Source organism: Paenibacillus barcinonensis (genome assembly GCF_003217495.1).
Classification (GTDB): domain Bacteria; phylum Bacillota; class Bacilli; order Paenibacillales; family Paenibacillaceae; genus Paenibacillus; species Paenibacillus barcinonensis.
In genome coordinates this window covers 251287-269447 of sequence record NZ_QJSW01000006.1, presented here as the reverse complement: position 1 = coordinate 269447, position 18161 = coordinate 251287, and the positions used below count along the sequence as shown (strand labels likewise).

At 46.8% G+C, this 18161-nt stretch carries 18 protein-coding genes; 16 read left to right on the top strand and 2 right to left on the bottom strand.

Features of this window, described 5'->3' with window-relative positions; all coding sequences use genetic code 11:
- The first annotated feature begins 30 nt into the window (after window positions 1–30).
- Window positions 31–1332, top strand: a complete 1302-nt coding sequence (locus DFQ00_RS12360) for an aldehyde dehydrogenase (RefSeq protein ID WP_110896781.1) — start codon at window positions 31–33, stop codon at window positions 1330–1332.
- Between the two features lie 146 nt (window positions 1333–1478).
- Here the strand turns inward: DFQ00_RS12360 and lexA are convergent, their stop codons facing one another.
- Window positions 1479–2105 (bottom strand): transcriptional repressor LexA, encoded by a 627-nt coding sequence (lexA, locus tag DFQ00_RS12355; protein ID WP_056689962.1) that lies wholly within the window; start codon window positions 2103–2105, stop codon window positions 1479–1481.
- Window positions 2106–2485: 380 nt separating this feature from the next.
- Here lexA and DFQ00_RS12350 point away from each other — a divergent pair, with 380 nt between their 5' ends.
- From DFQ00_RS12350 to DFQ00_RS12330, 5 genes are all read left to right on the top strand, one after another.
- Complete coding sequence (locus tag DFQ00_RS12350; protein WP_110896780.1) at window positions 2486–2863, top strand: LysM peptidoglycan-binding domain-containing protein; 378 nt, start codon at window positions 2486–2488, stop codon at window positions 2861–2863.
- Between the two features lie 96 nt (window positions 2864–2959).
- Entirely contained in the window at window positions 2960–3169 is a 210-nt protein-coding gene (locus tag DFQ00_RS12345) for a DUF896 domain-containing protein (RefSeq protein WP_110896779.1), read from the top strand.
- Window positions 3170–3300: 131 nt separating this feature from the next.
- Window positions 3301–3813 carry a hypothetical protein gene (locus tag DFQ00_RS12340; protein ID WP_110896778.1) on the top strand — a complete coding sequence of 171 codons (513 nt, stop codon included), beginning with the start codon at window positions 3301–3303 and terminating at the stop codon, window positions 3811–3813.
- A gap of 28 nt (window positions 3814–3841) precedes the next feature.
- Complete coding sequence (locus DFQ00_RS12335; RefSeq protein ID WP_110896777.1) at window positions 3842–4633, top strand: HAD family hydrolase; 792 nt, start codon at window positions 3842–3844, stop codon at window positions 4631–4633.
- 484 nt (window positions 4634–5117) lie between these two features.
- Window positions 5118–5792 carry a GntR family transcriptional regulator gene (locus tag DFQ00_RS12330; RefSeq protein ID WP_110896776.1) on the top strand — a complete coding sequence of 225 codons (675 nt, stop codon included), beginning with the start codon at window positions 5118–5120 and terminating at the stop codon, window positions 5790–5792.
- A 121-nt stretch (window positions 5793–5913) separates the two neighbouring features.
- Here DFQ00_RS12330 and DFQ00_RS12325 read toward each other — a convergent pair whose 3' ends face one another.
- Window positions 5914–6459 (bottom strand): cupin domain-containing protein, encoded by a 546-nt coding sequence (locus DFQ00_RS12325; protein ID WP_110896775.1) that lies wholly within the window; start codon window positions 6457–6459, stop codon window positions 5914–5916.
- A gap of 178 nt (window positions 6460–6637) precedes the next feature.
- On the opposite strand from DFQ00_RS12325, the gene metH reads away from it, so the two are divergent.
- From metH to DFQ00_RS12275, 10 genes are all read left to right on the top strand, one after another.
- Window positions 6638–10078 (top strand): methionine synthase, encoded by a 3441-nt coding sequence (metH, locus tag DFQ00_RS12320; protein WP_110896774.1) that lies wholly within the window; start codon window positions 6638–6640, stop codon window positions 10076–10078.
- A gap of 75 nt (window positions 10079–10153) precedes the next feature.
- Window positions 10154–11104, top strand: coding sequence for a ribonuclease Z (gene rnz / locus DFQ00_RS12315; RefSeq protein WP_110896773.1), 951 nt, complete (start codon window positions 10154–10156; stop codon window positions 11102–11104).
- A 393-nt stretch (window positions 11105–11497) separates the two neighbouring features.
- Entirely contained in the window at window positions 11498–12307 is an 810-nt protein-coding gene (locus DFQ00_RS12310) for a TIGR01457 family HAD-type hydrolase (protein ID WP_110896772.1), read from the top strand.
- A 7-nt stretch (window positions 12308–12314) separates the two neighbouring features.
- The gene (locus DFQ00_RS12305) at window positions 12315–13136 is read left to right on the top strand and encodes an Fpg/Nei family DNA glycosylase (protein WP_110896771.1); all 822 of its coding nucleotides are present in this window, start codon (window positions 12315–12317) and stop codon (window positions 13134–13136) included.
- Window positions 13126–13974 (top strand): deoxyribonuclease IV, encoded by an 849-nt coding sequence (locus DFQ00_RS12300; RefSeq protein ID WP_110896770.1) that lies wholly within the window; start codon window positions 13126–13128, stop codon window positions 13972–13974. The genes DFQ00_RS12305 and DFQ00_RS12300 overlap by 11 nt, the downstream gene beginning before the upstream one ends.
- A gap of 19 nt (window positions 13975–13993) precedes the next feature.
- Window positions 13994–14335, top strand: a complete 342-nt coding sequence (locus DFQ00_RS12295) for a cyclic-phosphate processing receiver domain-containing protein (RefSeq protein WP_110896769.1) — start codon at window positions 13994–13996, stop codon at window positions 14333–14335.
- Window positions 14332–14649, top strand: a complete 318-nt coding sequence (locus DFQ00_RS12290) for a thioredoxin family protein (RefSeq protein ID WP_110896768.1) — start codon at window positions 14332–14334, stop codon at window positions 14647–14649. The genes DFQ00_RS12295 and DFQ00_RS12290 overlap by 4 nt, the downstream gene beginning before the upstream one ends.
- Entirely contained in the window at window positions 14646–15425 is a 780-nt protein-coding gene (locus DFQ00_RS12285; protein WP_110896767.1) for an ABC transporter ATP-binding protein, read from the top strand. Before DFQ00_RS12290 ends, DFQ00_RS12285 begins: the two co-directional genes overlap by 4 nt.
- Window positions 15426–15431: 6 nt before the next feature.
- Window positions 15432–16481 carry a 23S rRNA (cytidine(2498)-2'-O)-methyltransferase RlmM gene (locus DFQ00_RS12280; RefSeq protein ID WP_110896766.1) on the top strand — a complete coding sequence of 350 codons (1050 nt, stop codon included), beginning with the start codon at window positions 15432–15434 and terminating at the stop codon, window positions 16479–16481.
- A 185-nt stretch (window positions 16482–16666) separates the two neighbouring features.
- Window positions 16667–18151 carry a serine/threonine protein kinase gene (locus tag DFQ00_RS12275; RefSeq protein WP_110896765.1) on the top strand — a complete coding sequence of 495 codons (1485 nt, stop codon included), beginning with the start codon at window positions 16667–16669 and terminating at the stop codon, window positions 18149–18151.
- The last annotated feature ends 10 nt before the right edge of the window (window positions 18152–18161 follow it).

The window sequence follows — 18161 nt, the reverse complement described above, 5'->3', positions numbered from 1 at the left end:
ATTTTAAATAATTTATTTGGAGATGTTAATATGAATCAAGCCAAACAACTTGTTGATACACAGCGCATGTTTTTTTATAAAGGACAAACAAAAGAAGTAGAATATCGGATTCAGGCTTTGCAAAACTTGAGACAAGGGATTGTGAAGTACCAACAACGCATTCTGGATGCCCTTCGTGCTGATCTAAATAAATCAGAGGCTGAGGGGTATGGCTCCGAAATTCGGATTGTACTTGGGGAGCTGGATCATGCGCTGGAGCATTTACGTGAATGGGTTGCGCCGCGAACAGTGCCAACGAGCTCGGTCATCACCGATGCAGTTAGCGCAATTTATCCAGAGCCTTACGGAGTTGCTCTTATCATTGCCCCTTGGAATTATCCGTTCCAACTGGCAATGGGACCGCTAATTGGTGCTATTGCTGCAGGGAACTGTGCTGTAATCAAACCTTCGGAGCTTACACCTGCGACTTCTCGTTTAATCTATGATCTTATTCAAGAGGTTTATCCTGAGGAGTATATTGCTGTGATGGAGGGCGAGGTTGAGACAAGCACAGCGCTGCTGAATGAGAAATTTGATTATATTTTCTTTACAGGCAGTACAGGAGTAGGTCGCATTGTAATGAAAGCTGCAGCAGAGCATTTGACTCCGGTCACGTTGGAACTCGGGGGTAAAAGTCCGGCGATTGTGCATCATGATGCGGAATTGCAACTGGCGGCACAACGACTTGTGCGTGGTAAGTTCCTGAATGCTGGACAAACCTGTGTAGCACCGGATTATTTGTTAGTTCATGAACAGGTATACGATCAATTCATGGAACAAATTCGTGCAGAAGTACAAGATAAATTTGGGGATGATGTGATGCAGAATGCGGATTTCCCGCATATTGTCAACACTCGTAATTTTGATCGTTTGTCTGCATTTCTTGCGAATGGGAAAACAGTTATGGGAGGACGCTCGAACCGCGACCAGCTCATGATTGAACCGACTGTGCTCACCGATATCGCTTGGGATTCACCAGTCATGCAGGAAGAGATCTTTGGCCCTATTCTGCCTGTTTTCACGTATAGTGACTTGAATCCAATGCTGGATGAAATCGTACGTCGCCCTAAACCGCTCGCATTGTATTTGTTTACTAAGGATGAAGCTTTGCAGGAGCAGGTATTGGATCAGGTGTCCTTTGGCGGGGGATGTATTAATGAGACTTTGTCCCACATGACCTCACATTATTTGCCGTTTGGCGGCGTGGGCGAGAGTGGTATGGGGTCCTATCATGGGCAACAAAGCTTTGAAGCATTCTCTCATCACAAAAGCGTGCTTAAACGCAGTAAATAATTTGGTCTTGTCAAAAAAAAGATAAGTTACTTCACTATAGAATGATAATGTTAGTAACGTATGGCCGTGAAAAAAGAGGTTGTCCTGTAATCAGGGCAACCTCTTTCAAGTGAAGCGAGATTTAACGAATATAGTCACTGATCGTATTAATGAATATCACGGAAAAGACCGATAACCTTGCCTAAAATGCTGACATGTTTCAAACGAAGTGGCTCGAATGTAGCATTCTCCGGCTGCAGGCGAATGTGATCCTTTTCCTTATAGAACGTCTTGACTGTTGCTTCATCGTCTTCAGTCATGGCTACGACAATGTCACCATTATCTGCCGTTTGCTGCTGACGAACAATTACATAATCTCCATTAACGATTCCTGCTTCAATCATACTGTCCCCGACAACGGAAAGCATAAATACTTTCTGTTCGCCTACATAATGGGTAGGAAGCGGAAAGTAATCCTCGATATTTTCGGTTGCTGTAATTGGAACCCCGGCTGTAACCTTACCTACGACTGGAATTCGTGCAACGCTGTGGGCAAATTGATGAGAATGCTCCGACTCTTCCTGACTCAAAAGCTCGATCGCTCTTGGTTTGGTAGGGTCGCGTCTGATCAGTCCCTTCTTCTCCAAACGATCCAAATGACCATGAACCGTAGAGCTGGAAGCCAGTCCAACGGCTTCTCCAATTTCCCGTACGGAAGGAGGATACCCCTTCAACCGGACTTCATTTCGTATAAACTCCAGAATTGCCTGCTGCCTGCTGGATATCTTCGACATACCGTATCAACCCCATTTTAGTAACGTTTGGGAAAATTATAACATAGAACCTCCGTTCGTACAAACATAAGTTCTAAACAAACCGCATATTTTTAATGTTTTTTTTCGATATTTAGACATGATCTGATATAAAGAGATCATTTGTAATTCCTTCAGATGATGAACTCGGATAACCGTCTTCTGCTTTTCAATGATTGCTATGGAATTGTTCTGTCAATGATTGCTCTTTTAGTAGAAGTGATTTTTGTTGGTCTGATAAAGGCTGTTTAATTATCGAAAAAAGAGCGAACAATTGTTCTAAAAAGGTATTGAACAAAACAAGTGTTCGTGTTATATTGATTTCATCGAGATAGGAACAAACGTTTGGAGGCGGAGTACAGATGAGATATTCTACTTATCAAAGCATTTATGAACCGGTAAATTCAGAAGCTGTGAAGTCTAACATAGGGCAATTGAGCGCATTCATAACACGTTTCAAGCTTTCCTCAGGATTAATCAAACTAGCTATTGCTTCATTGATTATATTTATAGGTTGCAGCACTGTACTGACCGTATTTGCCGGCAACGAAAGTGATTTGCTTCCTGGGGGAAAGATCGCTGTATCTCAAGGGGAAACGCTATGGAGCATCTCTTTGGAGCATAAGCCAGCAACAATGGACACCAGGGTATATATAGAAGCAATCAAAAAGGTGAATCACCTTGAATCAACAACAATTCAGACTGGACAAGTCCTTATTTTACCTCAGTTTGCAAAATAGAATTTCGTATGAACAGGTATTACTGCGCACCAACTTGACAAGCAACCCTTATCATGTCAAAGTTAATGTGACTTTGTATTTTTGGAGGGGACAAGCTTGGATATAGATAGTCTGGTAGCACGTATTAATGAATTGGCTCGCAAGCAGAAATCCACTGGACTGTCAGAGGAAGAACTTGTTGAACGTGCCAAGCTAAGAGAGATTTATTTGGGCAACATTCGCAACAATTTCAGACAGCAGCTGGATTCGATTGAAATTGTTGATGATGACAAAGGCAAGGGCCACCAAGGCAAACTCAAACATTAATTCCAGAAACCTAAACATATCTTATTGATATTTAGGTTTCTTCATGCTATTTGAGGTTGCTTACTATAAAGGGGGATATCGGGTTACATGTTGTTATGTAAGCCGATACAAGACACATAAGGGGGATTTACATGTCACGGCGTTCGTTCGAAAGAACGGTTCGGAAAAATTCGAAGCAATTGAATCAGCAGCGTAAAAAAAATGGTCAGCCAATTTCGGGAAATCCAGGTGAAGATATTTACAAGGGAAGAAGCCTGTTATTTCCTGTTTTTCTGATTGGTCTTGCCTTTTTGTATCTGTTCATGAGCACTTTTCTAGTGAAGGCGCCCATGACAACCTGGGATTGGGTAACGATGCTGCTGTATGTATTCCTGGCAGTCATTTTTATGCTTCGTCGTCCTTACATTAAAATCAGCAGTAACCGGATTATCACAACGAAGGGCAATCGTGAACGTTCCATAGGGGTTGATGATATTATCAAATTCAGATTTGAACCGGGCACTGTAGTGATTGAACATAACAGCCGTGGCAAGAGATGGGTCTTCACCAAGCTGTTAAACCGTTATGATACGGATGCAATGACAGAGAGATTGATGAAATTTGCAAAAGCACATCAGATCACTGTAGAAACCATTGATAAGTAATTAATGTATAAAGGGGCAGATGAGCGGGATGGCGTTGAAAGCGATTATGTTCGACTTGGATGATACTTTATTATGGGACGAACGCAGTGTTCGAGAGGCTTTTCATGAAACTTGTTTAGTTGCAGCGAACGAGACAGGGGTTGACCCCGAAGCGCTTGAAGAGGCTGTTCGTAATGAAGCACGTGAGCTGTATGAATCCTACGAAACATTTCCTTTTACCAAAATGATTGGAATTAATCCTTTTGAAGGTCTATGGGCTAATTTTACCGCTGGAGAGCAAGCGGAATTCCGCCAGCTGGAACAGTTGGCTCCAATTTACCGTAAAGAGTCCTGGCGCCGCGGCTTGCTAAAACTGGGCGTGGATCAGGAAGAGCTTGCAGAACGTCTGGCTTCGCAGTTTGGGGCAGAACGCCGTTCCAGACCGCATATTTATGAAGAAACAATGGATACACTGCGTCATCTGCAAGGGCAATACAAATTGCTGCTTTTGACGAATGGATGTCCTGCGCTACAGCAAGAGAAGCTTGATGGTGTTCCTGAGTTATCTCCTTTCTTTGATGAGATTATTATCTCGGGCAGCTTTGGTAAAGGCAAACCGGATCCGTCCATTTTCGAACATGCTTTAAGTAAACTGGGTGTGAAGCCAGAAGAAAGCATGATGGTTGGAGATAAATTAACTACGGATATTCGTGGTGCGTTGTCTACAGGCATTCGTGCGGTATGGATTAATCGCGAAAACAAAATCAACAATGAAACGTATTCACCAGATCACGAAATTAAGCACTTATCCGAATTAGAAGGTCTGATAGCTGATTTTTAAAGGACTGCTTAAATTATTTTTCTTATCGCTTTAAATTAAACATTGGTTATGACATGAATGATGCTGATCGTTCATACGTTCATAACCAATGTTTTTTTGTTCTTAACAAACCTCAAGTATCTGTCTCATTTGGAGTTAGAAGCCTGTGCGGGTTTGTATGATTATTGTTGAAATTCAATTTTGATACCGCTTATATTTTATTTTGGGTGAGATGTAAAGCTGGCTACAGACAGCAATCCTATTGATTCGGTTAGATTGGCAATTGTACTCATTGTTAGCTCTTCCAATCATTTATCAAAGAGCTGGAAAGTCAGGGCTTGACGAACTATGTGAAGCTTGCAAATGACACCTACAGGATCTATAAAGAAAACAAAAAATAACTTGAATGATTCATGCCAGGCTGTCGTTTCGCTAAAGATATTTAAGTGGAACGGCAGTTTGTGCTAATATGAAGGGAATATGACTGAGAGAAAGAGGTCAAGGCATGTCATTTAATCAGAAAATGAGAGGCTCCACAAGAGCTTATTCCTATAACTTGGTCAAAGAACGGATTCTTCATCTGGAGCTGAAGCCGGGCACCAAAATTTCGGAGAAAGAAATTGCAGATGAGCTGCAGGTCAGCCGGACTCCGGTACGAGAGGCTTTTATGAAGCTGGCTGAAGAAGAGCTGCTGGAAATAATTCCGCAAAGCGGAACGATTGTGTCACACATTAACCTGGAGCACGTTGAAGAGGGCCGCTTCATGCGCGAGAAGATGGAGAAGGAGATTGTTACGCTGGCTTGCATCTCGTTCCCGGAAGAATACGTATTCAGGCTGGAAACAAACCTTGCGATGCAGGAGGTGTGTGGGGGTAAAAACAATTTTTATCGCCTGTTTGAACTGGACGAGGAGTTTCATCAAATCTTGTTTCAGGGAACCGGGAAGCTGAGAACCTGGAAGATGCTGCAGCAGCTGAACATGCCGTTTAATCGACTCCGTTTGCTGCGTCTTGCAGAGGATTCGAACCTTGACGTTATTATATCTCAGCATAAAGAGATTTTGCGGCTGGTGACGGAGCGTAAGACGGAGCAGGCTGTTCATATGATGGAAGCACATCTGCGACTTGTTGTAGTTGAACAGGAGATGCTCAAGGCTAAATATCCTCATTACTTTATTTAGTGGAGACAGAGCAAACCCCCCGTTCCTAAGAGCAGGGGGTGATTCGTGTGTAGAGCTTTTAGTTTCTATAATGATAATGAGATGTACTACGCTGATATATCTAAGAGTACCAAGATTTAGCCTAAGCGTTTTTAATAAACGTTGGATCAGGATATGGATCGGCAATCCAGCCGTCTTTTTCAATAAACAGGCGCACGGCAATGATCTGTTTGTTCTCCATCAGTGTGAAGAAGTGTGGTGTGTTCTCGGGAACAGAAATGACGTCTCCAGGAGACAATTCTACATTAAAGTACCCCGTGTCATCAGTTGCCTTAATAACGAAGATGCCTTTACCTGCGACAATCGCACGAATCTCATCTTCTGCATGGGTGTGTATTTCTTCAAACTTGGCGAGCTTTTCTTCGATGTCCGGTGTTTCCTCTGAAAGAGTGATGACATCCCAGATTTGATAACCGCGGCGTGCGGCCAAATCCTTGATCTCGTAATCAAAGGTTTCCAACACTTGCTGTTTCTGATCATCGGTTAACCCGAAGTTGTTTTGCAGCTCTCCGCTTAATTTGGAAGCGTCCCATTTTTCGTATAATACATCATATTTGTTCAAGAAATTTCGAACGTTCTCGTCTCCAGTGATGCGTTCGTTCGTATTTCGGATGACAATTTCAGCCATGATCTTTCCCTCTTTTCCACTTGGATTAATTGATATTATATCGGATTGCTCAACTTTTGTCGATTCACAATTGGTAAGCATTCCTGTGTATTCGCCGCCTTTCGGGAGCAAAACCGATCTTTCACAATAAGTAAGTTTCTGTTAAACTAAGATTTAACGTTTTGCGGGGGTGAAGATATTGGATAAGCTTAGTCTACATGATGCATTAAAACAACGAATATTAATCCTCGACGGCGCAATGGGGACGATGATTCAACAAGAGGATCTGACCAGCGAAGATTTCGGCGGTGAAGATCTGGATGGATGTAATGAAATGCTGGTGCTGACACGCCCGGACTTAATCCAACGCATACATGAGGACTATCTGGAGGCCGGTGCTGACCTAATCGAGACCAATACATTTGGCGCGACTTCTGTCGTGCTTGCTGAATACGATATTCAAGATCGTGCACGCGAGATTAATCTGGAAGCAGCCCGAATTGCAAAAGCAGCGGTGGATCGTTTTTCCACACCGGAGTCACCACGTTATGTTGTAGGCGCGATGGGGCCAACGACCAAAACGTTGTCTGTGACGGGAGGCGTAACGTTCCAGGAGCTGGTTGCCAGCTATTTCGAGCAAGCGCTTGCTTTAATAGAGGGAGGCGTTGATGCGCTACTGCTTGAAACCTCTCAGGATACACTCAATGTTAAGGCAGGAAGCATTGGCATTCAGCAAGCTTTCGATCAAAGTGGCATCAAGCTGCCTCTGATGATCTCGGGAACGATTGAACCGATGGGCACGACTCTGGCCGGTCAGAACATTGAATCCTTTTATATATCCCTAGAACACCTTAACCCGATTTCGGTGGGTCTAAACTGTGCAACTGGGCCGGAATTCATGCGTGACCATATTCGTTCCCTGTCTGGTATGGCATCTGTAGCTGTGAGCTGTTATCCCAACGCAGGTCTTCCTGATGAAAATGGGAATTATCACGAATCGCCAGATTCGCTGGCGCAGAAGATCGGCGCTTTTGCAGAGCAAGGCTGGCTGAACATTGCAGGAGGCTGCTGTGGAACAACGCCGGCACATATTCGAGCCATGCGTGACATGCTTGCGAAGTACCCCCCAAGAGAATTGAACGGAACACATCCGCCAGCACTGTCCGGGATCGACCCGGTGTATGTTGAGCAGGACAATCGTCCTTATATGGTTGGTGAACGTACGAATGTTCTGGGCTCACGTAAGTTCAAACGGTTGATTGTCGAAGGCAAGTATGAGGAAGCTTCAGAGATCGCCAGGGCTCAGGTGAAAAATGGAGCACACATCGTTGACGTCTGCGTGCAGGACCCTGACCGTGAGGAAACAGAGGATATGATCAAGTTCCTTGAACTTGTTGTCAAAAAGGTCAAGGTGCCGCTCATGATAGATACCACAGATGCGGCTGTTATTGATACAGCTCTTCAATATTCTCAAGGGAAGGCGATTATTAACTCCATTAACCTTGAGGATGGGGAAGAAAAATTCGAACTGGTAACCCCGTTGCTGCACAAATATGGCGGTGCTGTAGTTGTCGGAACCATTGACGAGCGTGGTCAGGCGATTAGCCGTGAGGACAAGCTGGACGTGGCGAAGCGTTCATATGACCTGCTGGTAAACAAATATGGCTTGAAGCCGGAGGATATTATTTTTGATACGCTGGTATTCCCGGTAGGAACAGGAGACGAACAGTACATCGGCTCTGCCAAGGAAACCATTGAAGGCATTCGGATTATTAAGGAAGCCATGCCGGAGTGCCACACGATTCTCGGAATCAGTAACATCTCCTTTGGTCTGCCCGAAGCGGGTCGCGAGGTGTTGAATTCCGTATTCCTGTACGAATGTACCAAGGCCGGACTGGACTATGCTATCGTAAATACCGAAAAGCTGGAGCGTTATGCATCCATTCCAGAGGAAGAGCGCAGACTCTCGGAAGAGCTTTTATATAACACAAACGATGATACACTTGCCGCATTCGTAGCGGCATTCCGCAACAAAAAGGTGGAGAAAAAAGAGAAAATATCTAATCTTTCACTGGAAGAACGGCTTGCATCCTATGTGGTGGAAGGCAGCAAGGAAGGGTTGCTGCCCGATCTGGAGCAGGCTCTTACCAAATATTCCGCGCTCGAAGTAATCAATGGTCCATTGATGCGGGGGATGGAGGAAGTCGGTCGTCTGTTCAACAACAATGAGTTAATTGTAGCAGAGGTGCTTCAGAGTGCAGAAGTAATGAAGGCTTCCGTAGCGTATCTGGAGCAGTTTATGGAGAAAAATGAAACTTCCGTCAAAGGAAAGATCATTCTGGCTACCGTTAAAGGGGACGTACACGACATCGGCAAAAACCTGGTGGAGATCATCTTGTCCAACAACGGTTACCGGATCATTAATTTGGGTATAAAAGTACCACCAGAGCGTATTATCGAGGCTTATCGGGAAGAGAAGGTGGATGCCATCGGCTTGTCAGGGCTGCTTGTTAAATCGGCTCAACAGATGATACTCACCGCTCAGGATTTGCGCACAGCTGGCATTGATGTGCCTATTATGGTAGGCGGAGCGGCTTTAACACGCAAATTTACGAAAAACCGCATTCGTCCTGAATACAACGGTATGGTTGTGTACGCGAAGGATGCAATGGATGGTCTCGATCTGGCGAATAAGCTGATGAATCCTGTTACGCGCGAAGCGATGCAGGCCGAGATGGATGCAGAAAAAGAAGCCGATGCTTCTAGCGCAGGTGAAGTTCAGGCGCTGCCTGAGCTTACTCGGGTGGAGCGCTCAGAGATCTCGGCCGATCATCCGGTGCTTGTGCCGCCTGATCTCGAACGCCATACACTGCGCAATTATCCGTTGTCTCATATTCTTCCTTATGTGAACATGCAAATGCTGCTGGGACATCATCTGGGGCTGCGCGGCTCGGTTGAGCAACTTTTAGCTTCTGGTGATCCCAAGGCCACTGACCTTAAAGCGGTCGTGGATGGCATCATGCAGGAAGCGGTTAGAGATGGAATTATTCAGGCGCATGCGATGTATCGTTTCTTCCCGGCGCAGTCGAGCGGCAATAGCATCATCATTTATGATCCGCAAGATACAAGCAATATCCTGCATACCTTTACGTTCCCGCGGCAAAAGGTAGAGCCGTTCCTGTGTTTGTCTGACTTCCTGAAGCCTGTTGAATCCGGTGAAATGGATTATGTTGGTTTCCTTGTCGTTACTGCGGGACATGGCGTGCGCGAGCTTTCCACAGCCTGGAAGGATCAAGGGGACTATCTTCGCTCACACGCATTGCAATCTGTAGCGCTCGAAGTAGCGGAAGGCTTGGCAGAACGCGTGCATCATATGATGAGGGATATCTGGGGCTTCCCGGACCCGGCCGAAATGACAATGAAGCAGCGTCATGGTGCGCGTTATCAGGGAATTCGGGTTTCCTTCGGTTATCCGGCGTGCCCGGACCTGGAGGATCAGGGTCCGCTTTTCAAGCTGATGCAGCCTGAGGATATTGGTGTAGAATTGACGGAAGGTTTCATGATGGAACCGGAAGCATCGGTGTCTGCGATGGTGTTCAGCCATCCGCAGGCCAAATATTTTAACGTTGAAAAAGCATAAAATCGTAAGTAGTCAAGCAAGCCCTCCGCATGGTCGGAGGTTTTTTGCTGGCAACAGAAAGAGGTGCGATCCAGAATGGAACTATATTTCCTGGGAACGAATGCTGGTGTACCTACGCTGCAACGGAATGTAACGTCTATTGGACTTCGTATGTTGGATGAACGCAGAGCTTTGTGGCTGTTCGATTGCGGAGAAGGGACGCAGCATCAGATTTTAAGTTCACCGCTTAAATTAAGTAAATTGGAAAAGATCTTTATCACTCATCTGCATGGTGATCATGTGTTTGGATTGCCAGGACTGCTCTCCAGCAGAGCATATCAGGGCGGAACCACCCCACTCACGGTATATGGACCGCCAGGCACAGAACGCATGATTATCACAACGATGGAGCTTAGTCAGTCTCGACTAAACTATGATCTGAACATTGTGGAGCATACAGGCGGAGTTGTCTTTGAAGATGACAGCTTTGTTGTGGAAGCTGCCTTGCTTGAGCACCGGATTGACAGTTACGGGTACCGCGTGACAGAGAAGGATCGTCCTGGCAGTCTTGATCCTGCGAAGCTGACAGCATACGGTCTGAAGCCAGGCCCCTTGTTTGGAAGATTAAAGCGGGGAGAAACGATCTCACTGGATAGCGGACAGACCTTACGTCCCGAGGATGTGCTGGGAGCACCCAAACGAGGCATGGTTATCACCATATTGGGCGACACACGCCCGTGCAGTAACGTTCAACCCTTGGCGCAAGATGCTGATGTGCTCGTTCATGAAGCAACATTTATGCATGATCTTGCCGCTACCGCTCATGAGTACTATCATAGTACGTCCACAGAAGCGGCGGAAGCGGCGCGAGCGGCTAATGTGGGTCAGCTTATATTGACTCATTTCAGCTCACGATATAAAGATGAGGAGCAGCTTCAGCCGCTTCTGGAAGAGGCACAGTCCATTTTCCCGAACACAAGGCTTGCTGATGAGCATCAGCTTATTCCCGTTATTCATCGTGAGCAGAGCGCATCACTTTCGGACTGAGGGTCTTGACATACAGGCATAGCTCATATGGGGATCTAAACCGCAGGTGATGATGCACCAAATGCACGATTTCAAGAACCGGCGAATGAGACGGGACTGAGGGAGAATTGTTCCCGAGGTCCCTTTTGCAATCTGGTCAAAAAGCGTGTAGGATGGGCAATATGAACAGGGAAATGATCTGAATTATTTTCCGGGAAAGCGCAGGAAATGACAAGCTTGTACAGCAGGCGCGCGCGAGAAAACGTCTGTGTTCGATTTGGTTCGACTCATTGCGTGTCGCTGTTAACAAGATCAATTTTGCATGCCTGAATACATAGGTTATAGGTTTGCTTTCATGCTTCTGTATTGTTAATGGCATGAACTGTTAACGGAATAAAGAAAGGAAGTGCTTGTATGATCAAGGCTTATTTGATCGATCTGGATGGCACATTGTATCATGGCAGACATCGAATTGATGGAGCTGATCAACTCATTCATACACTGCAGGAGCAAGGCGTGCCTTATTTGTTTGTGACTAACAATTCCTCGCGCACACCTCAAGGTGTAGCTGATCATCTCAATGGGATGGGCATTACCGCTGATGCTTCTCAGGTGTGTACTTCTGCGGTGGCCGCAGCTGAATATGTTGCAGCAGAATCTCCAGGGGCGAAGGTAGCGTGTATTGGTGAGATTGGACTTATTCAGGCAATTGAGGAAGCGGGTTTAATCTTGACAGAGGATAACCCGGATTATGTGATTCAGGGGATTGATCGTGAGTTTACCTATCAAAAACTAACGCAGGCTCTTCGCTGGATCAATGGAGGAGCTAAGTTTATTATGACCAATCCCGATTTGCAGCTTCCGGCTGATGACGGTCTAACACCAGGTGCAGGTACGATTGGGGCAGCCATCGAGGCGGCAACAGGTGTACAACCCACCGTTATCGGCAAACCTTCAAGTATCATTATGAGATCGGCCATTCGTCGTCTTAATCTGAAGGCTGACGAAACAGCTGTCATTGGTGACAATATGCGTACGGATATTGCTGCAGGTGTAGCGGCAGGCTGTGAGACACTGCTTGTGCTGACGGGTGTGACAACACGTGAAAATATGGATGGCCATATTCATGCGGCCAAGGCGCGTCCCGATCATGTTTTTGAAGATTTGCATACACTGATTGCATGGCTGACCGAACAGGCAGACCCAGCTTCCAAGAAGGAGTAGATAAAGAATGCCAGAGTTGCCGGAAATGGAAAATTACCGGACGTTACTGTCCGAGCATATACTTGATAAACTGATTACGGGTGTCGTTGTGAATCGTGAGAAAACGATTAATACTACAACAGACGTGTTTGTAAATGAACTGACGGGTAACTGTATAATATTTGTCGAGCGTCGAGCGAAGCATCTGATTTTTCACCTTGCGAACGGCAAACGTCTAGTGCTGCACTTGATGCTGGGCGGCATGCTGTTCTGGGGCACAGAGGATGAGCGTCCTGACCGCTCCACACAGGTAGAGATTCAATTTGGAGATCATACTCTATTTTTCATCGGTTTGCGCCTCGGTTATTTGCATCTGATGACCTCAAAAGAAACGGAAGCAGCCATGGCTGATCTGGGTCCAGAGCCGCTGGATCGACGAATGAATCAGGAGCGTTTTGCCTCCCTGCTCAAAGGTCGCCGGGGAACACTCAAAACAACGCTGGTGAATCAGCATATTATTGCGGGCATTGGCAACTGTTATTCGGATGAGATTGCTTTTGCAGCGGGACTGAGACCAAGCTCGAAAACACAGCATATTGTGAGTTCACCCGAGCTTACGGAGCGTTTGTATCATGCGATGCAGTCGGTACTTCGTGAGGCTGCCTCCGAGGGTGGTTATATGGAGATGCCTTTGATGCAGGGAGACAGCAAAACCGGGAAATTTGACGAGCAGTGCCGGGTGTATGACCGAGAAGGCGAGACTTGTCCGCGTTGCGGGGGAACCATTGAACGTGTTGAAATTACGGGCAAAAAGGCGTTTTTCTGTCCGAAATGTCAGCATGAGGCCTAAAACCGGCATCGGGGCACATGTCAGCACCCGAGGGGGATTTGTACAGGCAGCCAAACGGGCATATGAGATGGGTGCGACGGCTTTTCAGTATTTTCCGAAAAATCCGCGCAGTCTCAGCCCGAAGCGCCTTGACCCCAAGGATGCTGCTCAGTGCCGGGATTGGTGTGAAGCTAATGGACTTGCCTCCATTGCCCATTCACCTTATCCTACGAATCCGGCGCTTGGCATGACCCGTGGAGAGGCGGGTTTCCATGCTATAGTCAATTCCATACGTAATGATCTTGAAATTTCAGACGCCTGCGGCTCGGTGGGAACGGTTGTTCATTTTGGTCATCTTCAGGCCAGTGACCCGCTGGAAGGGTACCGCAATGTGATCCATTGTCTGGATACTGTGCTTGAAAAGTGGCAGGGTGAAGCCAAGATTCTATTGGAAAACCAGGCAGGCGATCATGGGCCTATGGGAACAACAATGGAAGAGTTGATACAGATTCGCAAGCTAAGCCGATACCCGGAGCATATTGCTTTTTGCTTTGACACATGTCATGCTTTTGCTTCAGGAATGTGGACGCCCGGAGATGAGGCTGCTTTATTGGATAAAGGCAGTCAGCTTGGGTACTGGGATGGACTGGCGGCTGTTCATTTTAACGATTCCAAATACGCTTCTGGCTTGAAAAAAGACAGGCATGCGAGAGTTGGTCAGGGACAGATTGGCTATCCAGGCATGCAAAGGTTGCTGCAATCGCCGGAGATTCATCGAGCGGTTGTTGTACTGGAGACAGAAGCGGGAGAAGACGGAACGCATCGTGAAGATATACAGATCATGCGTTCCTGGTTATAAGTTGGGGAGGTGCGAGACGATGCATGTTTTTCTGGATGATTATCGTTCTTGTCCGAAAGGGTTCGTTCTGGCAACCAATGCCGAGGAATGTCTTATGCTGCTGAGAGAAGGCGATATAGACATTTTGTCGCTGGATTACGAGCTTGGGCCAGATTCGATGAACGGTGGTGAAGTGGCTGCAGCGATTGTACGAGAAGGGCTGTATCCACGTCAAATTTATTTACATACTTCAAGTATGTATGGAAAGCGTCAGATGTATGAGATGCTCTACTGCAATAAACCTGATTCCGTTGTTATCCATAACGGTCCAATGACGGTTGAAGTGATGTTGGGCGTAGCTGCAGAGGTTGAAAAGTTATGAAGCCGATCACATCCAAATTGTTAATGCGCGGTGTATGGGAAGGCGTGCCCCAGGCTGTTTTCATCTATACTCCGCTGTGTGGAACGTGTGCGGCGGCCCGCCGCATGCTGGAGGTCACAGAGCATATGCTTCCTGACAACATTTTATATGAGATGAACATTCATGATATTCCTGAACTCGTGCAGCAGTTTCAGATTTCCAGTGTACCTGCGCTGATGCTGTTTGATGGTGAAGTGGATGTGCCCTCGATGGTGTATCGCATGAATTCGGTGGAGCATCTGCTGAATGAAATTCGGAAGGTGGTGCTGAAATGAGTGTTGTCGCTATGGAGAACATTTCGCTCCGTCGTGAAGATCATCAGATTCTGAATGACGTTCATTTAAGAATCGAACCAGGTGAGCACTGGGTGATTCTGGGCCGCAATGGATCGGGCAAAACCACGCTGCTGGAGATGATGAACGGGTATCTTTTTCCAAGTCAAGGTCGTATTGAAGTGTTAGGTCATGTATACGGACAATGCGACGTTCGGGAGGTTCGCAAGGAGATTGGTTATATCAGCCAAACGCTGATCGAAAAGCTGACTCTGCGTGATCCGGTGTGGGAGGTTGTCGCGACAGGCGCATATGCCTTTCTGCGCTTTTATCAGACGATTCCTGATGAAGTGAAGAACAGGGCTATGCAGCTGCTGGAGGACATGGGTTTTAGCAAATTGGCGAATCAGCCTCTGGGTACGTTATCTCAGGGAGAGCGCAAAAAAGTCATGCTGGCCCGTTCGTTGATGGCTGAGCCTAAGCTGCTCATTATGGATGAGCCCTGTGCAGGTCTTGATCTGTATGAACGCGAGAAGATGCTGATCGAGATTGATCGCTTGCGTCAGCGAAATATGACGGTGGTATACGTTACACACCATGTGGAAGAGATCGTACCTCTTTTCACACATGTTGCTCTGATTCGTGATGGACAGATTGCGGCTGCGGGGCCAAAGCATGAGGTATTAACAGAGGAAACAATTAAGCATACGTATGATATCCCGGTGGATATACAGTGGCATGAAGGCCGGCCGTGGATACGCGTACGTTCTGGAGGGTAACACAAGTTGAGTACACAATCGTCATGGGGAGAAGGAGACTTTTCCCGTTTCATATGCACGGCCAATCATGGCTTTGCACCTTATGCTCAGGAGGAGCTGCGTCGAACATTTGGAGCAGTGAAGAGCACAGTGCTGGTACCGGGTGAGATTTTGCTCGCTGGTCTGCCAGCTGCGGAGGAAGAGGTTTCGGTCAGGCTGCTGCAGGAGTCTCCAACGTTTTTGCGTCATATTCAGCCTGTGCAATTTCAAGAGAATACAGAAGATGTTACGGAGTCGCTGGAAAAATTGGTGGCCTTTATTCTGAATCATAAGGAGTTGTCTGGTGCTCAGGTAGTCCTGCAAACGCGTAAAACAGAAGCTTCTTTCTGGCGCGAAAATGCAGCTTCCTTGAAACAAACGCTGACAGAGAAGCTGGATGAACTCGGATGTGAATGGGTTATTCGGGACGCCGAGTATGTTATTTCGGTATTTGCTGCCGATGATATGTTATATGCCGGTGTCTCCCGGCCTGAACAGAATCTGTCTGACTGGAGTGGCGGCGCTGTTCGTTTTCAGAAGGAAGAAGGACAGATTTCCCGTGCCAAGTTCAAGCTGCTTGAAGCGGAGCAAACGTTTGGCATTGATTTTACTTCTTTTCACAAAGCACTGGATATCGGAGCAGCGCCAGGCGGGTGGACATCGTTCCTGCTGGAGCGAGGGCTTGAAGTGACGGCGGTTGACCCTGCCAAAATGGATGCATCCCTGCTGGCTTCGCCCAAATTAACGTTTTTGAAAAAAAATGCAGGGGATGTTCGCTTCCGTGAAGAAGAGTTCGACTTGCTTGTATGTGATATGAGCTGGAGTCCGAAGCTGATGAGCAGGCTCGTATCCGATTTGTTATACAGCTTGCAATCGGGTGGAACCGCTGTTGTAACGGTAAAGCTGCTGCATAAGAAGCCGCTCGCACTGATCAAGGAAGTAATAGATACGTTTGAGCGTTCACGTATGCAGATTCAGCGTTCGAAGCAGCTGTTTCATAACCGTGAGGAGATCACGCTATATATGATTAAATATTAAATCATATATGTTATGAAATTTCTGCTTTACAACGATTGATTCCGTATACTATAATGATACCAATATTAACCATAACGATACAAATTTTGAGGGAAAGCATCCCGAAGTGAACTTAACCAGCCTGCTGGTTTGTTCGTTTCGGTGAAGCTTTCCCTTTTTTGTGCTGTGTGGAAGGAGGTAAACCTATGAGACATCCGGTCAGGCTGGAACGCGGAAGCCTGCTGGGAGGGAGATACCGTATTCTGTCGGTGCTGGGGGCTGGCGGAATGAGCCATGTGTATGAGGCAGAGGATATGAAGCTGCCGGGGAAAATATGGGCTGTGAAAGAAAGTGTCACACAGATGCCATTCAAAGGGAGTGTGGAAAGGGAGGCAGCACTGCTCACATCGCTGCGTCATCCTAGACTTCCGCAAATTGTTGATTTTTTCGCTCCTGATGAAGAGGGATATACGTACCTGGTCATGGAGTACATTGAGGGTTTGACGCTTAGCGATTACATCAAGCAGTGCAGGGGCAAAATTCCGATGCAGCAGTTTGCTGAATTTCTGCTTCAGTTGCTGGATGTACTGAGTTATCTGCATAATCTGGACCCACCTGTCATCTACAGGGATATGAAGCCCGCTAACATTATGATTACACCAGAGCATGAAGTGCGTTTAATTGATTTTGGCATTGCTCGCAGCTACAAAAGGCAGCATACAGAGGACACGGTCAAGCTGGGAACTGCCGGGTTTGCAGCACCTGAACAATATGGTTCAGGGCAAACGGATGCCCGTTCAGACCTGTATGGTTTTGGAGCCTTGATGTTATATCTGATGACGAGCGGAGCTTATACGGAATGGACCCAGGGAGTCGAAAGTTCGATACGAAGTGATGTGCCGCGCACCTATATCCCAGTGGCAAGGCGACTGCTAAGGTACAACGCAGAGGAGCGATTTCAAACGGCTGATGAGGTGAGAAAGGAGCTGCTGCGAATACCGGGAGCGGCAGGTAGCACCCCTGCTACTGATTCGCAGCTGATGCTTAGTGGGGGGACCAGAGTTATAGCATTAACGGGAACCTCTGCCGGAGCAGGAGTTACCCACACTGCGATAGCTATCAGCCATTTTCTGGAGCGGCAGAACTTTAAGGTTGCTGTGATTGAGATGTCACCACGTTCCCAGTCGTTTGCCCGCATTCAGCAAGTGGTGCAGGCGGGTAAAGCTGTTCCTACAGGAAGGAGGTTTGCTGTGGATGGTGTGCATTATTGGAAGCAGTCTGGCCGAGCAGATATTTTATCCCTGCTGGGTGGCAGCTACCAGTTTATTGTGATGGATCTCGGAAGCGGTCAGGATCAGAATCGACTGGAAGAGTTTCTTCGTGCGGATCTGCCCATCGTTGTTGGTTCAGGCGCGGAATGGAAACAGGCCGAGATTACTGCTTTTATTCGTACGCATCACCGCTATCCTCAGGATAAATGGATATATTGTCTTCCGCTTGCCGCAGCAGATGCTGTGGAGCGTGTACGCAAAAATCTGGATACGTCCAGTGTTTACGGGCTGCCGCTGCAGCTGGACCCATTTGATAAGGATTCTCATATGGACAAGGTGTTTGCACATATTCTGGGCCATCTAATGGCTAAGCAGCCAAGAAAACGTTCATTTTTTTCACGAAAAAGGCTAGTTGAATAGAGGAAATAAC

Coding starts and splice junctions, on each gene's coding strand:
- DFQ00_RS12360 (WP_110896781.1), top strand. CDS start 31: ATGAATCAAGCCAAACAACTTGTTGATACACAGCGCATGTTTTTTTAT.
- lexA (WP_056689962.1), bottom strand. CDS start 2,105: ATGTCGAAGATATCCAGCAGGCAGCAGGCAATTCTGGAGTTTATACGA.
- DFQ00_RS12350 (WP_110896780.1), top strand. CDS start 2,486: ATGAGATATTCTACTTATCAAAGCATTTATGAACCGGTAAATTCAGAA.
- DFQ00_RS12340 (WP_110896778.1), top strand. CDS start 3,301: ATGTCACGGCGTTCGTTCGAAAGAACGGTTCGGAAAAATTCGAAGCAA.
- DFQ00_RS12335 (WP_110896777.1), top strand. CDS start 3,842: ATGGCGTTGAAAGCGATTATGTTCGACTTGGATGATACTTTATTATGG.
- DFQ00_RS12330 (WP_110896776.1), top strand. CDS start 5,118: ATGTCATTTAATCAGAAAATGAGAGGCTCCACAAGAGCTTATTCCTAT.
- DFQ00_RS12325 (WP_110896775.1), bottom strand. CDS start 6,459: ATGGCTGAAATTGTCATCCGAAATACGAACGAACGCATCACTGGAGAC.
- rnz (WP_110896773.1), top strand. CDS start 10,154: ATGGAACTATATTTCCTGGGAACGAATGCTGGTGTACCTACGCTGCAA.
- DFQ00_RS12310 (WP_110896772.1), top strand. CDS start 11,498: ATGATCAAGGCTTATTTGATCGATCTGGATGGCACATTGTATCATGGC.
- DFQ00_RS12305 (WP_110896771.1), top strand. CDS start 12,315: ATGCCAGAGTTGCCGGAAATGGAAAATTACCGGACGTTACTGTCCGAG.
- DFQ00_RS12300 (WP_110896770.1), top strand. CDS start 13,126: ATGAGGCCTAAAACCGGCATCGGGGCACATGTCAGCACCCGAGGGGGA.
- DFQ00_RS12295 (WP_110896769.1), top strand. CDS start 13,994: ATGCATGTTTTTCTGGATGATTATCGTTCTTGTCCGAAAGGGTTCGTT.
- DFQ00_RS12290 (WP_110896768.1), top strand. CDS start 14,332: ATGAAGCCGATCACATCCAAATTGTTAATGCGCGGTGTATGGGAAGGC.
- DFQ00_RS12285 (WP_110896767.1), top strand. CDS start 14,646: ATGAGTGTTGTCGCTATGGAGAACATTTCGCTCCGTCGTGAAGATCAT.
- DFQ00_RS12275 (WP_110896765.1), top strand. CDS start 16,667: ATGAGACATCCGGTCAGGCTGGAACGCGGAAGCCTGCTGGGAGGGAGA.